The sequence below is a fragment of the Corynebacterium nasorum genome (assembly GCF_032821635.1).
GTDB classification, from domain to species: Bacteria; Actinomycetota; Actinomycetes; order Mycobacteriales; family Mycobacteriaceae; genus Corynebacterium; species Corynebacterium kefirresidentii.
In genome coordinates this window covers 1-16,056 of record NZ_JAVBIE010000002.1, presented here as the reverse complement: position 1 = coordinate 16,056, position 16,056 = coordinate 1, and the positions used below count along the sequence as shown (strand labels likewise).

The window sequence follows — 16,056 nt, the reverse complement described above, 5'->3', positions numbered from 1 at the left end:
AATGCAAACCTTTGAATAACAGCAACGTTAGCAGCAGCTCTGCTTACCGACGCCCCCTTCCCCTAAATGCGACCAACCCGACACCCCTGCTGGGGTTGGCATATAAAAATTCCCTGGGAGCCAATGAACTGGCCCCAGGGTTTAGTGTTGGATACTGCATCCTGCGGGTTTACGTGGCAGGAAAACGGATTTTAACTGACGGCGGCATTTAGTTTAGACGTTCACCAGTGGTGGTGCTGAACAGATGCACATGGTCTGGGCTGGGAGAAACATAGAAAGTATCGCCCACCGCATAGCGGCTGCGGGCATTGACTAGGATTCCTGTCTGACCGCCCATGCGGGTAGAGGACTTAAGGATGCCATCGGCGGAGCGGCTGCCCGCGGCGCCGTTAAGGTCGCCATAAACGTAGGTCTGGTTACCCAGTTCCTCGATATGCGCGACAGTAAACTTTGCCCCACCGTTGCCGGTATCGCTTAACTGCCAGTCTTCAGGGCGGATGCCCACGGTGACAGTCTCAACGCCATCGAAGTTGTAATTGGCCAAGTTGATGCGGGTAGAGCCGATACGCAGCTCCGAGGAGTTATGGGATAGGTCGTAGATATTCATCGCCGGGGAGCCAATGAAACCGGCGACAAAGACGTTCTGCGGGCGGTCATAAATGGTACGGGTGGTATCCACCTGCTGTAGGACGCCGGCGTTGAGAACTGCGACGCGGTCACCCATGGTCATCGCCTCCGTCTGGTCATGGGTGACGTAGACGGTGGTGGTGCCAAGACGGCGCTGCAGGTTAGAGATCTGCGCGCGGGTGGATACGCGCAGTTTGGCATCCAAGTTGGACAAGGGCTCGTCCATGCAGAATACGGCCGGCTCACGCACGATGGCGCGTCCCATGGCCACGCGCTGGCGCTGGCCGCCGGAAAGATTGGCGGGCTTGCGGTCCAGCAGATCTTCCATCTGCAGGATTTTCGCGGCCTCTTGCACGCGAGACTTAATCTCGCTTTTAGGGACCTTGCGGTTTTCCAGTGCGAAAGACATATTCTGCGCTACGGACATATTGGGGTAGAGCGCATAGTTTTGAAAGACCATGGCTACGTCGCGGTCCGAGGGGCTCACGCCGGTGACGTCCTTACCGCCGATGCGAATGGAGCCGCGGTCGGTGGGTTCGAGGCCGGCGAGCATGCGCAGGCTGGTGGACTTACCGCAGCCGGAGGGGCCGACAAGGACCAAGAATTCGCCATCAGCAATATCGAGGTTGAGGCGGTCAACGGCGGGGCGTTTAGCATCCTTGGAGTAGATGCGGCTTGCGCCATCGAAGGTGACAGTAGCCATGGTTACCTTTCAGAATGTAGTGAGGGGAGGAGGGCGCCTGGGGGAGCCTACTTATTGATGACGGTCTTGACCTGGTTGTCATAAATGGACTGCAGGGTCTTTTGCAGGTCTGTAAGCACCTTGGTGACGTCATCGCGGTTGGTGACAATCTTTTCGAAAGCACCACCAATCTCCTGGTCCGCGCCGGGCAGGAAGACACGGGCATTATCCTGCGGGCGAGTCTCCGGAAGTTGCTTGATGGCGGTTTCGAAGTTCGGGTTTTCTTCCATGAACTTCTTCTGGTCCTTGTTGTCTACCGCGGTGGAGCGCACCGGCATATAGCCCACGTTCTGGGACCAGTAGCAGGTGTTTTCCTCATTGGTGATGAAGTCGATGAGCTTAATTGCAGCCAACTGGCGGTTCTTGCTGATGCCAGCTGGGATGGCAAGGCCAGCACCACCGGTAGGGCAGGCGCCATCGCCAGTAGGGTTAGGCAGGAATGCAGTACCGAGCTCGAATTTAGCGGTATCGGTCAGGCCTGCCAGGTCACCGGTGGACAGCACAGTCGCGGCTGCGCGGCCGGTGCCGAACTCCATGGCCATGTCATTGCCCACGTAGGAGTAGCCCTTCTTTTCATCGGTGATGTCTTTGAGCCACTCGACGGCCTTGATGGTCTTGTCATCGGTGAACTTCAAGTCCCACTCATCGGAGTAGGCACCGCCCTTGGACCACAGTGGGCCTTGGAAGATCCAGCCCAGGTAGTCCACGGCATCGCCCCAGCCAAATGGCTTCATCTTGGAATCGGCCGCGGCGAGCTTCTTGGACCACTCGTCCATCTCATCCCAGGATTTCGGACCGCGGTCTGGCAGACCGGCCTTCTTCCACGCGTCCTTGTTGTAGTAGAACAACGGCGTGGAACGAGCGAAAGGAAGCGCAAAGTGGCCGCCGTCGTAGTTGTAATCCTCGTAGAGTGGCTGCACATAGGTAGACAGGTCGATGCCGGCTTCTTTCGCCAGGTCATCCACGTTGGCGATCTGGCCGTTGATGGCAAAGTTGTACCACCAGACGTCGGAAAGCACCACGATGTCCGGTAGATCTTGGCCGGTGAGCGCGGCGTTGAATTTCTGTGCAGCCTCTTCGTAGTTCTTGCCGGCATCAACGAGGTTGACCTTGATATCAGGATTCTCCTTTTCAAAGCGGGAGATGATTTCCTTCTCAATGTCCTTAGACGTGCCCGGGTGGTTGGACCACCAGGTCAGTTCGGTGACTTCACCATCGCCGCCTTTGTCTTTACCGCCTTGTGGGTTAGTAGAAGAGGTGCCGGCGCAAGCGGCGAGAGTGGTGGCAGATGCGGCTGTGGTAGCAAGGGCGAGGAATGTGCGGCGTAGCATGTAGTTCTCCTGAAAAATCCTGGTTAAGGGGGGAAATAAAGTATGTGGAAACGGCGAGCGTGGGTGGGGTAGAAGTCCTTCTATCCCTTGACGGCGCCAGTGGTCAGGCCTTGAATCATGTACTTTTGCAAGGCTAGGAAGATGATCACCATCGGGATGATGGTGAGGATGGTGGCGGCCATAACCGGACCCCAGTTGGTCACGCCATCGTTGTTTTGCAGCATGGTCAGACCCACCTGCAGTGGGGCAACGTCCTCAGTATCGGCCATGAGGAATGGCCACAGGTAGGTATTCCATTCATTGACCATGGTGATGACGGAAAACGCGGTCAGCGTTGGCCAAGAGACCGGCAGGAGCACCTTGGTAAGCAGGCGGATGGGGCCGGCGCCGTCCATACGGGCGGCTTCCACCAGCTCATAGGGCAGGGATAAAAAGTGGTTGCGCATGAGGAAGGTGCCGAAAGCCACGCCGGCCAGCGGCACGATGATGCCCACGAAGGTATTGCGCCAGCCCAAGGAATTGACCAAGGCGTAGTTAGAAATGACGGTGATTTCGCTGGGCACCATGAGTGAGGAAATGACCAACAAGAACACCAGATGGCGGCCTGGGAAGCGCAGGATGGCCAGCGCATAGGCAGAGATGACACCAAGCACAATCTTGATGATGGACAGCACCGCGGTAATTACTACCGAGTTGCGCAGGTAGGTCCAGAAAGGCACGCGAGTGGTGGCATCGGAGTAATTCTCAGTCTCCCATACCGGCGGCAGCCAGTTGATCGGATCTGTATAAATATCGCCCTTGGCCTTGAAAGAGGTCATGAGGATCCAAAAGAGCGGGAGACCAATAAGGAGCAGTACCGCGAGGATGCCCAAATAGCCGCCTACGAGCTTGGCGCGACGGGTGGTGGGGGATTCATCCGTGACCATGTGAAGGGTTGAAGTAGCCATAGTGGGTTAACCTCGCTTATCCATGATGCGTACCTGGATCAGGGTGATGATGAGCAGGATCAGGAACAAGATGGTGGCGGCAGTCGCACCGTAGCCGGCGCGGAAGTTGACGAAGGTCTCGTTATAAATCTGGAAGACCAACGTCTGCGTGCCATTGCCCTGTGGGCCGCCACGGGTCATGACGTTGATGATGTCGAAGACCTGCACGGAGTTAAGAAGCACCGTGATGGAAAGGAAGAAGGTCGTATTGCGCAGCTGCGGCATGGTCACACGCCAGAATTTGCGCCAGCGTCCGGTGCCGTCGATAGCGGCGGCTTCATCCAGTTCCTTGTCTAGGCCCTGTAGTGCTGCCAAGTAGATGACGAAGGTATAGCCCAAGTTTTTCCACACGAAGGTGAACGTCACCATAAACATCGCCCAGCCTGGCACGGCATAGAAATTCGGGGAGTCGATGCCGAACCAGCCCAGCATGTCCTGGATGAGGCCAAAGTTCGGGTCAAAGACGAATTGGAAGGCGATACCAATGGCCGCGCCAGAGATGGCATAGGGCGCGAAGACCACCGAGCGTGCAAAGTTGCGGCCCTTAATGTTCTGGTTGAGCAGTAATGCCAGCGCTAGACCAATGACCATTGAGCCAATGACCGCAAAGAATGTAAATACCACAGTGTTGAGCACGATGGTCTTCGTATCCTCGCGGCTAAACCACTCCACATAATTGTCCAAGCCTACAAAGGTGGAGGTAGGGCTGGAAATATTCCAATTGAAAAAGGATAGCCGGATATTATCTAGCAGCGGCCGGTAAGTAAATACAGCCAGCAGGATCAGGTTCGGCGCTAAAAGCGCTGCGGCCAGCAGCCATTCCTTGTGGCGATTGCGCGCTGCTTTGCGTAGCAGCGCCGCAGAATCACTGGGGTTTTCCGTGTGGGCGGGACGGGCGATGGTAGTGCCTGAGTTGCCGCCACTGAGAGAGTCTTCCTGAAAGGTCACTCGGTCAATCTAGGGCGGATGGGTGAAGCCCAGATACATGGAAAACAAATAATCGGTGAATTATAAATGTCCGATGGGTTAAAGGTGGATACGTCATCGAACTTTCTGAAAACTCCAGCTCAGAGTGCCATGGCGCCTGTCTCTTTGCCATAAAACTATGGCTGGCATTACAAAAATGCCTTGCTTGCCGACGCCCACCTTTCTCCCGCCCTTCTACACTGGCACCCATATTCCACCGCGATTCCACAAGGAGGAAGCAATGTCTGTCCGCACTGTCTGCAGCAACTATGACTCCGTCAAAGTTTGGCAGGAGCCACTTTATAAGGACCTGCATCAGCACCCGGAGTTATCAATGCAGGAGGAGCGCACGCTTGGCATCATCAAGGGCAAGCTTGCTGACCTCGGGTTTGAACAAGTGGATGTAGGCGGTGGCGTGGTTGGCATCTTAGAAAATGGTGCCGGGCCAACTGTCTTGCTGCGCGCGGATTTTGATGGCCTACCAGTCAAGGAGGACACTGGCCTGGATTATGCCTCCACCGATACCGCCCTTGACTCGGATGGAAACCCCATTTCCGTCATGCACGCCTGCGGTCACGATTCGCACGTGGCCAGCCTGCTGGGCATGGGTGCGCTCATGGCGCAGGCCACCGACCAGTGGTCCGGCACCCTGCAACTAATTTTCCAACCGGGCGAGGAAATCGCTGCCGGTGCCCAGTCCATGGTGGATGACGGTCTGGTAGATAAGGTAGCAACTCCCGATGTTGTCCTAGGCCAACATGTTTTTGCTAGCCAATTTCCTGCTGGCACCGTTGCTCTTGCCGCAGGACCCTTTATGTCCACCGCGGTAAGTCTGGATGTCAAGGTTTATGGCCAAGGCTCGCACGGTTCCATGCCACACCTCAGCGTCGATCCAGTGGTGCTGGCCAGCTCCATTGTGACGCGCCTTCAGACAGTCATTTCCCGCGAACTAAGCCCTTCCGAGTTTGGCGTGTTGACCGTGGGTGCTATCAATGCCGGTTCGAAGGCAAATATCATTCCTTTTGAGGCTAACCTGAAGATCAACGTGCGTGCCTATAGCGAGCAAGTACGCGATAAAATCTCCGGCGCCATCGAGCGCATCGTCAACGCTGAGTGCCAGGCTGCCGGTAGCCCTCAGCCTGCTGAATTTAACTATCACGATGCCTACCCGCTTACCAGCAATGATGACGAGACCACGGCGCGGCTCCAGAAAGCCTTCACATCCTACTTCGGCGCCGACCGCGTTCTTACCGCAGAACCCCTCACAGCCAGTGAGGATTTCTCCACCATTGCGCGTGCCTTTGGGGTTCCCTATTGCTTCTGGGTATTTTCCGGCCGCGAAGAAGGAAAAGATGTTCCCAACCACAGCCCGCACTTCGCCCCACTGCTCCAACCCACATTGCGCACTGGCACCGAAGCACTTGCTGCCGCTGCATTGAGCTATCTGGGCAACGACTAAGCGGGAAACTGTACATGGCCGCACGGCTTTTAAAAGGTGTGTGGCCATTGCTGCTGGCATCCGGGCTGTGGGGGAGTAGTTCATAGCCGCCAGGTCTGGTGAGTTTTCTCTATGCAAGGTTTTCCTGCGTCCACCGTTTCTTAGTGCATTTAACCGGCAGACCCCTAAAACAGCTCCAACGCCCGGGCCTCACTTGGGGCCGCAGGGCGCTGGAACTGGTTCTCTCTATCTCTCTTGCGTTCTCTCAAACGCATGAACTTAAGATAACTTTCTAGCCTGCTACAGGCCTGCGTTTTACCTGTGAGTATTGTGGTAATGGGGTGGAAATCGGCTAATAGACGCGCAAACCTGCCCACGGTGTAAAGGGCGGCGACCTCTAGGCCGATGAAGAACTATTCATAGGGGTGCGGTTCTGCGTAGGATTCTAGGTAAAACTAAAAGTGTGTTCTCGGGCTTCGGTTGGGGTCGAGAAGCCTTTAAATAGGCGCTAAAACCGTGTCAGAGGAGGAGATGTGTCGCAACAATTTGATCCAGAATTGCACCGGCAAATGGGCGTGGAAGCGGATGTTGTCTTGCGGGTGGGAATGCTCCTAATGGGTGCCGGCACTTCTGGTTACCGTGTTTTAAGGGGGATGAAACGCAGTGCGCGTGCTTTGGGGTTTGACCACTTAGATGCCACAGTGGGTTTGACGCAGATTACTTGTACGTTCCACCGCGGGGAATATTTCAGGACAGTGATTGCCCGGCAACATTCTCCTGCGGTTGATGCTTCGCGGATAGAAGCCTTAGAAGACCTGACCCATAATCGGCTCTATGCGGGGATTACTGCCCAAGAATTGGCGGCAAAGCTGGATGTTATTGAGTTTGGAGTCAAAAAACGCTGGAGCGGTTTAGTTCTTTCTTTTGCCGCCGCGATCGCGTGCGCGGCGTTTGCGTATCTTAACTTTTTCCCGCTAGAAGCGGTGGGGTTGGTGGCTCTAGCGGCGTTTGCAGGCCAGTTTGTGCGGTACACGGTTCTCCACCGGCACGTCCATCAAATCGGGGGAGTAATTGCTGGCGGGGCAACGGCAAGTATCGTTTTCTTCCTTTTAACGGAATTTTTTGGTGCGATAGGCTCAGTGGATCCGAGTGAATTGTCCTCGGGCGTGGTAGCAGCGGTTTTATTCTTGATCCCCGGGTTTCCTCTTTTCTCTGCTTTGATCGACATTGCGCGTTTTGATTTGGATGCAGGAATAGTCAGGTTAGGGTACGCCTTCACTGTTATATTTACAGCGACTTTCACTGTCTCGATGGTTAGCTGGTTGACACAACTTACCCCTGATCCACCCGCCCCTGCACAGGATATGAAGTGGTTTTTGTTGGCGCCGGTCGCAAGTTTTCTGGGAATTGCTGGCTTTGCCTTTCTATTCAACTCTTCCCGCCGCATGGTTTTGGTCGCAGCGTGTGTCGGAACGGTGGCAAACGAGCTCCGTTTGATCCTCATTCACGCAGGTACAACTATTTTCTTTGCGGCATTCGTGGGAGGACTATTGATTGGGCTGCTAGGTGCGGTCGCTTCTAAAAAGGCGCGCCTTCCTCGTATTACAACGACCGTTCCGGCTGCAGTAATCATGATTCCGGGGGTGACAATGTTCCGAGCAGTGTTTTATTTGAATGACGGTCAAATGGATCAAGCTTTGGCAAACGTTGCGACAGGAATGATGGTGGTTGGCTCCATTGGTGCCGGATTGGTGTTTTCTCGCCTGCTAACTGATAAGGATTGGGCATTGGGCCGACTTATTGATTTTGATAAAAAGATTCCGCAGAAGCCCTCTACAGCATGAAGTTAGGGTTTTAGCTGGGAAAACGCCTGTGGCCCCACTTCCTTTCGGAACTGGGGGCCACAGGCGTCTCTCTCACTGTTTCCATATATCGGCATGTGCCGCCCTGTGGAAACTGCAGGGGGTTCTCTCTATCTCTCTCGTATGCGCTCTCTCAAACGCACGATCTCAGTATGGGGCACTGTGCTGTAGTGTCCATGAGGCTCGGCTGTTGGGTGGCTGTTAATGGCTGGGAGGGGATGGATAAGGCACTGACAAGCGTAACAATTGTGGGGGAGTGCAATATTGGCGCATAAAAGTGACGTACACCATAAGTTGTTTCTGTAGGGTTGAGGGCATGCGCGCACCGGGCCTGCGCCGTTTTCAACTGCTTGTATAGCTACAGAATTGAGGTGAGGAGCATGTCTCCTCTCACTTCCCAACCCCCAGCCAATGATGCCGTGCCGGCACAGGTGGAAGATACAGAAGAAACAAAACGCCAGCATCGCTCGGCCATAAAGGCAGCGTTTATAGGCACCTTCATTGAGTGGTTCGATTACGCAGCCTATATCTATATGTCCGCGATTATCTCCCGAGTCTTTTTCCCGGAGATGGAAGGCCGCCGTGCCCTGATTATGACGTTTGCGCTCTTTGCGCTGTCATTCTTGGTGCGGCCTTTGGGTGGCATCGTATGGGGTCACTTCGGTGATAAACACGGACGCATCCAGACCCTAACGGTCTCCATTGTGATGATGTCCCTGGCTACCGCGTGCATCGGTTTCCTTCCTGGCTATGCCACCATCGGCTTCGCCGCGTCCCTTTTGCTGCTGCTGTGCCGCATGGTGCAGGGCTTTTCGGCAGCCGGTGAGTATGCAGGCGCGGCCACGCACTTGGCCGAGATCGCTCCGGCCGGCAAGCGCGGCATATATTCCGCGGTGGTACCGTCCGCTACGGCTTCCGGCTTGTTGCTGGGCTCGCTCATTGCGGCGTTGCTGACGGGCGTGCTCGACGATGCTGCCTTGGATTCCTGGGGCTGGCGTGTGCCTTTCTTGATTGCGCTGCCTTTGGGCATGTATGGCCTGTGGATTCGCCGTCATACGGAGGAGTCCTCCCACTTTGAGGATCAGGATGAACCGGAAGAATCCCCACTGCGTGAGGTGCTCAAATACCCCAAGTCCTTAGCCATTGCTTTTGCTGGTGCGGTGCTCAACGCCATTGGTTTCTACGTCATCTTGACCTACCTGCCCACCTACCTCTCAGAAGAGTTGGGTATGGCCGCAACCCCGGCGTTTATAGCGTCCTCTGTTGCCTCCGCATTTTATGTGGGCTTTGCCTTGCTCACCGGCATGCTTTCGGACCGCCTGGGCCGCCGCACAACCATGCTGTGCGCGGCAGCTTTTATGGGCGTGACTATCATTCCAGCCTTTATGCTTCTCAACGGCGCCGGAATCCTCCTCGTCATTATCATTCAGGTTTGCTTGGGTGGCGTGCTGGCGCTTAACGACGGCGTCCTGCCCTCCTTCCTTTCCGAGCAGTTCCCCACGCACGTGCGTCTATCCGGCTTCGCGCTGACATTTAATACGGCCAATGCTGTCTTTGGCGGTACCGCTCCGATGATTGCCACCTGGCTTATTGATGTCACAGGACTGCAGCTTGCCCCTGCTTTTTATTTGGTGGCTGCGGCGCTGGTGACTGGAACCGCGGTGCTATTCGCGTCGAAAAAGAATAAGCTGCACCAGTAGCGTTTCGCTATAACAGGATAAAACGCCTGCGGCCCTCGGAACCGGAAGGAACCGAGGGCCGCAGGCGTCTCTCTCTACAAGGTGTTTCCATGTATCGGCCTAAGCCGCCCTCTGGAAACTGAGGGGTTCTCTCTATCTCTCTCGTATGCGCTCTCTCAAACGCATGATTAAAGTATGGGGCACGGGGCTGCTACCACAATGGATTGTGCCTGATAGGTCCCTGCTAGTTGCTGAAAGTTTACTGCTAGCCCATTTGTGACTTAGTAGTCATAACTTTCGGCAGTATTTGCATCCGCGCCAATGCGTTGCAGGTGTGTGCGGCGCTTTAAGCGGATGGCCGGGCGGGCTGCCATGCCGAGGCTGCCCAGGAGGTAGAAGACGGTAGCGACCATCGACAAGCCGGCAAGCGTTAGCACCGAGCCGAGGATAAACACCACGGAGATGGCGATATCATTGGCGATGGAAAACGTCTCGTATTTGTTTTTAATTTTGATTTCGTTATTCTGCCCGAGCTTGATTTTTAGGTCGGGGTCCTTTTCCTGTTCTGACATGATGCCTCCCACCTTGCCAGACAGGAAAAGTGCTTGTCGAACCACGTTTTTGTGGGATTATTGGAACATTCCCCAGATAGTGGCAAAGAGCACGATAAAGCCCATGACCGCCACGAAATAGTTGGTCTTTTTGCCGCGGAAGCGGGCTAGGGCGTCCACTCGGTAAATGACCCAGATGGGAAGCAGGTAGGTCATGAAGGCGAAGAAGACGCCGCCCACGACAGAAATCATGTCCAGGATGGAGGGGTTGAAAATTCCTACCAGTGACGTGGCGATGAAGATGAAGAGGTAGGTCCATAGGTCGAGCGTGCGGGCAGACATCTTCTTTGTGGCTTTCGGGGCGGCCAGGTTGAAGAGGTACTGGGTGCCCTCGATGGTGCCAAGGGCATGGCCGAAATAGGAAGAAGCCACTGCACAAATAACCACGATGGGTGCCATGTAGGCCATAAATGGGGTGCCGGTCTCGTTGGCGAAGTAGGAAAGTACCGGCAGGTTCTTGTCATTTGCCTCCTGCATGCCGTCTGCACCCATGGCCAGCGCGCAGGACCAGACAAAGAACATGGTGAAGACGGTTAGCAAGATGGCGGAATTGCGGATAACCTTATCGGATTGTGCGTGGTGGTCCGCGCCGTATTCCTTTTCCATGCCCAGCGAGAATTGGGAGATCGCAGCAACGAAGGAGAAGGAGAACACCAAGACGGGAAGGATAAGGATAATGGCCTTGATAACGCCGCCAGCGGTGTGATCGCCGGCCTCCATGAAGGACCCGAGGTCCCATTGTGGAATGAGGTAGAGCGATACTGCTGCCAGCGCCACGATGAGCGGGTAAACCACGAACTGAGCAATCTTCAACATGATGGCATTGCCAAAGGCAAGTGCCAGCGTCATCAGACCTACGCACAGCGGTGCCAAGATGTAGCGGGAAATTTCCGGCCCGCCTAGCTGGTTGACGATGAAACTATCGACTGTATTGGTAATAGATACGCCGTAAATGAGCACCACCGGGAAGATGGTGAACCAGTAGATAATCGCGAGGATGATGCCGTTGCCCCGGCCAAAGAAGTGAGTGAGTACTGCAAGGACGTCTTCGCCATGCAGCGGCGAATAGCTAATGATCCAGGAGAAAGCACGGTGGGCCAGGTAGGTCATCGGGAAGATGAGCAGGGTGGCTACCAGTAGCGGGACGAAGCCGAAACTGCCGGCGGAAATCGGCAAGAAGAGGATACCTGCGCCCACGGCAGTGCCGAAGAGCGTGATGGTCCACTGGCTATTGACGGCCTTATTGGTAGCTACCTGGCTGCCGCTTGGGGTGTCTGCGCCGCCGGTAGTGGGTGAACTAGCCGGTGAAGCAGGCGCATTCGCAGTCGTGTGAGACATAGAATTTATCCTTCAGTACGTGTGAATGAGCTAACATAAACAATCTATATGAAGGTTTTGGCAAACGAAAGCAAATGTGTGATCTAGATTAAATAAAAGCTAAAGACCGCCGCACCGAGGGTGGTGCAACGGTCTTTGGGAATCTTGCTAAGGCTTGGCAGCTAGTCCGCGATCAGGTTTTCTTCCTTCAAAAAATCGAGTGCCACGGTGGTGTAGTCCTCACCGTCGACGTCGACGCGGGCATTGAGTTCCTGCATCTTTTCGTCGGTAAGCAGCTGTGACAGGGGAGCGAAGAGCTCTTTAATTTCTGGGTGTTCATCTAAAACCTCGGTGCGGATAACCGGGGCAAGGTTGTACTTAGGGAAGAACAGATCAGGGTCCGTCAACACCTGCAGTTGGAGGGCTTTAATGCGGCCATCGGTGGCGAAAACGGAGCCAAAGGTGCATTCTCCCTTGTCTAAGGCGGCATAGACCGCGCCGGAATCCATTTCCTTAATGCGGCTGCGTGGAGGCTCTTTCACCCCATAACTCTTGAGCATGGGAAGGAGTCCATCATTGCGGGCGAGGAATTCGGCATCGGTGCAGAAGGTTTGCTGCTCGGGAGGAAGCTCCTTAATATCCGCGAGCGTCTCTACGTCCGATTCTTGGTGCGTCTTCTCACTTGTAGCCAAGGCGTAGGTATTGTTCATTGGCGCTGGCGGCAGCCACGTTAAGCCATTTTCCTTATCAGCCTTTTCCACGGCTGCGTATTGTTCCCGTGAACCAGGAACGGGATCATCATGGCCCAAATAGGTAATCCATGCGGTACCGGTGTACTCAAACATCGTGTCCATATCGCCTACTTGGAGGGCTTGGCGGGCCGAAGTAGATCCCGGAATATTGGTGAGATCCTTGACGTTGGCACCCGCTGACTGCAGCAAAATGGCTCCAATTTTTCCCAAAATGATCTGCTCGGTGAAGTTCTTTGACCCGATGGAAATGGTCTCGCCTCTCAGATCAATGCCGGCGAGATCGCCTTGCAGTTCGCCGCGGGGAATCAAACCACCTGCAGTACCAAGGCCACAGCCCGCCAGAAAAAGGGTGCCTACCGCGGTGAGTGTTGCCATCAGGCGTTTCATTTGATCATCCCCTTCGGCGTAAAAGCGAGTTCCAATAGTCGGCCCACCCATTCCACGGTGAGCGCTAAGGCTGCGATAAGTACCGCGCCCGAAACAAGGATCGGCGTGCGATAAAGGTTGATTCCAGAGGTGATGAGTCCGCCAAGCCCACCGGCATCGATAAACGTGGCAAACGCACCTGCGCCTACGAGAAGCACCAAAGACGTGCGGACACCGGTCATGATGACCGGCAGCGCAAGCGGAAGCTCTACCTTGGCGAGAACCTGCATGGGGGACATGCTTAGCCCGTGCGCTGCCTCAATGAGCTGCTTGTCGACGCCCCTTAAACCCGCAATGACATTGGCCAGCACCGGCAAGAAGGCATAAAACCACAACCCGAGGATGGCAACCGGAGTGCCGAAGCCGAGCCAAATGGCCAGGAGTACAATGACGCCAACGACCGGAGCTGCCTGACCAATATTGGCGATACCCGTGACCACGGGGGCAAGAAATTGCGTGGACTGTCTCGTGAGCAGAATCCCTAAGGGGATTGCGGCAGCGATAACCAAGAGTGCGGAAATAAGCACGAGCACGAGGTGCTCCCACGCCAAAGCCGCGACGGAATTGAGCTCCAAGGTGCGAGCCTCAATTTCATCAAGATCCGCGGTGGCGTGCCAAATGAGCCATCCGACAACTGCCGCGATGACTAGAACTGGAATACCGAAAATGAGGAGCCGGTTCTCTCCTCCGAGGCGTTTAAGCTTTTCCACTGCTACCTCCTTCACCGCGAGGAGAGTGGGCATCGGAGTTGATCTGACGGATGTAGTCATTGACCGTGTCATAAAGGAGCACGCCTTGGAATTTTCCGCGGCGGGTAACCATGGCGCCGCCGTGGGAGGAAGCAAGCATGGCCGACATGGCGTCGCTAAGCGTAGAACGAGCTTCCACCACAGAGGACAACTCTATAGTCGGATCAGGAATGAACTCAAAGCGGCTGAGCTGGCGTTTGGTGATCCATTCGCGCGGGTGATCGTGCTCGTCCAGGATAACGACAGTCCCTTCTCCGGCGGTATCTAAACGCTCGAGAACGTCTGCAGTCTTCTCGCCGATGCGCCCTATGGGTGGCGACCAAAGCTCAAGTTCATCCGCGCGCCGCAAATTTAGCTGCTTGAGGGCAGAGACCGAACCGATGAAGTCTTCCACAAAATCATTCGCTGGTGCGGCCAGAATATTTTCCGGCGTATCGTACTGGCTAATCTGCGCGCCGGGTTCAAAAATGAGGATACGGTGGCCCAGCTTGATCGCCTCATCGATATCGTGCGTTACGCACACAACGGTCTTCTTTAGCTCCGATTGGATGTTTACCAGTTCATCCTGCAGGTGCGTGCGCGTAATCGGGTCCACTGCGCCGAAAGGCTCATCCATAAGCACCACTGGGGGATCGGCCGCGAGACCACGCGCTACACCCACACGCTGCTGTTGTCCGCCCGAAAGTTCTCGGGGGAAGCGGTCCCGGTAGATCGAGGGATCCAAGCCCACCATGTCCAAGAGCTCATCGGTGCGCTGTGAGATTTTGTTGTTATTCCATTTCTTGAGCTTTGGCACGAGTGCAATATTGTCTGCGACGGACATGTGGGGAATGAGGCCGCCGCCTTGAATAACATATCCGATGTCTCGGCGCAGCTGGGTGGAATTCTTCTTGGTTACGTCTTCACCGTTAATCCGGATTTCGCCGCTGGTGGGTTCGACCAGGCGGTTAATCATTTTAAGCGAAGTGGTCTTACCACAGCCGGAAGGTCCCACAAATGCCACGAGCTCTCCGGCGGGGATGCGGAAAGACAACTCTTTTACCGCAGGTGATTTCTGTCCTGGGTAAGACTTGGTCACGTGGTCAAAGACGATTTCAGCACCGCTGGTCTCGCTAGCTGAAACCGGACTTGATTGCTTGTTTTGTGTCATGCGGAAATGCCTTTCGGGGTGGTCAGTTTCTGGATGCCGGCAAGAATTGCATCCACGATGAGAGCGATTACCACGACGCCGAGTGTGCCGACTAGCGTGTAATTCAGCGCGTTGGTGCCGCCAATTTGGCTAAGGCCGGAATAGATATAGCCGCCGAGGCCTGGTCCAAGTGCATAGGCCGCGATGGCGGCCACGCCCATAGACATCTGGGTTGCCACTCGGATGCCAGTCATGATGATGGGCCATGCCAGTGGCAAGCGGATGCGAAAAAGAATCGCCGCTTTGCTCATGCCTTGTCCGCGAGCAGATTCAATAATGCTGGGGTCCACCGTATGTAGTCCGACAATTGCATTGCGCAGAATTGGCAAAACTGCATAAAAGACTACGAGAACTACGGAGGGCACTGTGCCGATTCCAAAGAGGGGAATGGCGAGGCCGAGAAGGGCGAGTGAGGGAAGCGTTAGGCCAATGGAGGATAGGGCATTGGCTAGGGCCGCTCCGCGTGGGCGTTGAGCCGCAAAAATAGCTATCACGAGAGCGATTATTAGTGCTACGGCCACGGATTGGATGACCAAGCTGGTGTGCTGATAGCTGCGGAAGAGGATGTCCTGCCAACGCGCAGCAATAAAATCTGTCATTTCATCACCTTAAAGAAAGAAGGAGAGGGGGCGGAATCAAGCGGTGGATGCGCCACGCTTGAATAGTTCGTTAAGTATTTCACGTGGGGTTGCGCCGCCGAGGATTTGTCGGGGTGTTTCGTTGAGCTCATTTTGCACCCACGCGACATGTTCGGGTGTGACGGTGGCAAAGTCGGTGCCCTTTTTGTAGAACCTGCGCCTGATCTCGCCGTTGGTGTTCTCGTTGGTTGGTCTCTGCCACGGTGAGTGCGGTTCACAGAAAAACACCTGGCAGCCGTCTTTAATCTGGACTTGTGCTGTGACAGCCATTTCTGCGCCTTGGTCCCATGTGATGGTCTTTAGCTGCTCGGTGTTGAGGTCTTTGACCATGTCCTGCAGGGTTGCGACCACGGTGTGTGAACTGTGCTCATCGGGAAGGTGTCCAAGCAGGGTGTAACGGCTGGTGCGCTCTACTAGGGTAATCAGCGCGCTTTTGCCACCTTTACCAATAACAAGGTCGCCCTCCCAGTGCCCGGGAATAGCCCTGTCATCAGCTTCCGGGCTGCGGTGGGTGATCTCAGCACCTTTGATCCAAGGGCGACCGGTTAACACGCCAGCGTTTCGGGCACGACGCTTGCGTGTTGAGCCGCCGCGGATAAGTACGTCTTTAGTCTTCATGACTTCTTCAAGCTCGGCTCGCAGGCTGCCTTTGCCTTGAATGTATAAGGCACTGTAGATCGCTTCGTGGGAAATACGCATGCTTTCATCATCGCTGAAAGCATGCTCAAGCCATGCACTAATGC

The 16,056-nt window shown here is 55.2% G+C and carries 13 protein-coding genes and 1 pseudogene; 3 read left to right on the top strand and 11 right to left on the bottom strand.

The window, feature by feature from the left end; genetic code table 11:
* Positions 1–208: 208 nt before the first annotated feature.
* From RAE07_RS01890 to RAE07_RS01875, 4 genes are all read right to left on the bottom strand, one after another.
* Positions 209–1,330: an ABC transporter ATP-binding protein gene (locus RAE07_RS01890; RefSeq protein ID WP_259824909.1), complete on the bottom strand. Its 1,122-nt coding sequence runs from the start codon at positions 1,328–1,330 to the stop codon at positions 209–211.
* Between the two features lie 47 nt (positions 1,331–1,377).
* The gene (locus RAE07_RS01885; RefSeq protein ID WP_049359450.1) at positions 1,378–2,700 is read right to left on the bottom strand and encodes an ABC transporter substrate-binding protein; all 1,323 of its coding nucleotides are present in this window, start codon (positions 2,698–2,700) and stop codon (positions 1,378–1,380) included.
* Between the two features lie 80 nt (positions 2,701–2,780).
* Positions 2,781–3,626 (bottom strand): carbohydrate ABC transporter permease, encoded by an 846-nt coding sequence (locus RAE07_RS01880; RefSeq protein WP_200289062.1) that lies wholly within the window; start codon positions 3,624–3,626, stop codon positions 2,781–2,783.
* A gap of 27 nt (positions 3,627–3,653) precedes the next feature.
* Positions 3,654–4,586, bottom strand: a complete 933-nt coding sequence (locus RAE07_RS01875) for a carbohydrate ABC transporter permease (protein ID WP_200289061.1) — start codon at positions 4,584–4,586, stop codon at positions 3,654–3,656.
* Positions 4,587–4,893: 307 nt separating this feature from the next.
* Between RAE07_RS01875 and RAE07_RS01870 the strand changes: the two genes are divergently transcribed.
* From RAE07_RS01870 to RAE07_RS01860, 3 genes are all read left to right on the top strand, one after another.
* Positions 4,894–6,111, top strand: coding sequence for an amidohydrolase (locus tag RAE07_RS01870; protein WP_200288114.1), 1,218 nt, complete (start codon positions 4,894–4,896; stop codon positions 6,109–6,111).
* Between the two features lie 548 nt (positions 6,112–6,659).
* Positions 6,660–7,934: a threonine/serine exporter family protein gene (locus tag RAE07_RS01865; RefSeq protein ID WP_284835983.1), complete on the top strand. Its 1,275-nt coding sequence runs from the start codon at positions 6,660–6,662 to the stop codon at positions 7,932–7,934.
* Positions 7,935–8,332: 398 nt separating this feature from the next.
* A complete protein-coding gene (locus RAE07_RS01860; RefSeq protein ID WP_284835957.1) occupies positions 8,333–9,652 on the top strand; it encodes an MFS transporter in 1,320 nt (439 codons plus the stop codon).
* 260 nt (positions 9,653–9,912) lie between these two features.
* On the opposite strand, the gene RAE07_RS01855 is transcribed toward RAE07_RS01860, so the two are convergent.
* From RAE07_RS01855 to RAE07_RS01825, 7 genes and pseudogenes are all read right to left on the bottom strand, one after another.
* Positions 9,913–10,203, bottom strand: coding sequence for a YrhK family protein (locus RAE07_RS01855; protein ID WP_234288124.1), 291 nt, complete (start codon positions 10,201–10,203; stop codon positions 9,913–9,915).
* Between the two features lie 57 nt (positions 10,204–10,260).
* A complete protein-coding gene (locus RAE07_RS01850) occupies positions 10,261–11,580 on the bottom strand; it encodes an amino acid permease (protein ID WP_200288108.1) in 1,320 nt (439 codons plus the stop codon).
* Positions 11,581–11,741: 161 nt separating this feature from the next.
* A complete protein-coding gene (locus tag RAE07_RS01845; protein WP_200288106.1) occupies positions 11,742–12,698 on the bottom strand; it encodes a glycine betaine ABC transporter substrate-binding protein in 957 nt (318 codons plus the stop codon).
* On the bottom strand, positions 12,695–13,447 hold the full coding sequence (locus RAE07_RS01840; RefSeq protein WP_200288104.1) for an ABC transporter permease: 753 nt from the start codon (positions 13,445–13,447) through the stop codon (positions 12,695–12,697). Before RAE07_RS01840 ends, RAE07_RS01845 begins: the two co-directional genes overlap by 4 nt.
* Positions 13,434–14,636 (bottom strand): ABC transporter ATP-binding protein, encoded by a 1,203-nt coding sequence (locus tag RAE07_RS01835; RefSeq protein WP_317001212.1) that lies wholly within the window; start codon positions 14,634–14,636, stop codon positions 13,434–13,436. The genes RAE07_RS01840 and RAE07_RS01835 overlap by 14 nt, the downstream gene beginning before the upstream one ends.
* Positions 14,633–15,274 carry an ABC transporter permease gene (locus RAE07_RS01830; RefSeq protein WP_239208495.1) on the bottom strand — a complete coding sequence of 214 codons (642 nt, stop codon included), beginning with the start codon at positions 15,272–15,274 and terminating at the stop codon, positions 14,633–14,635. Before RAE07_RS01830 ends, RAE07_RS01835 begins: the two co-directional genes overlap by 4 nt.
* A gap of 36 nt (positions 15,275–15,310) precedes the next feature.
* Positions 15,311–16,056 (bottom strand): annotated as a pseudogene (locus RAE07_RS01825) (IS30-like element IS1513 family transposase); the annotation flags it as partial.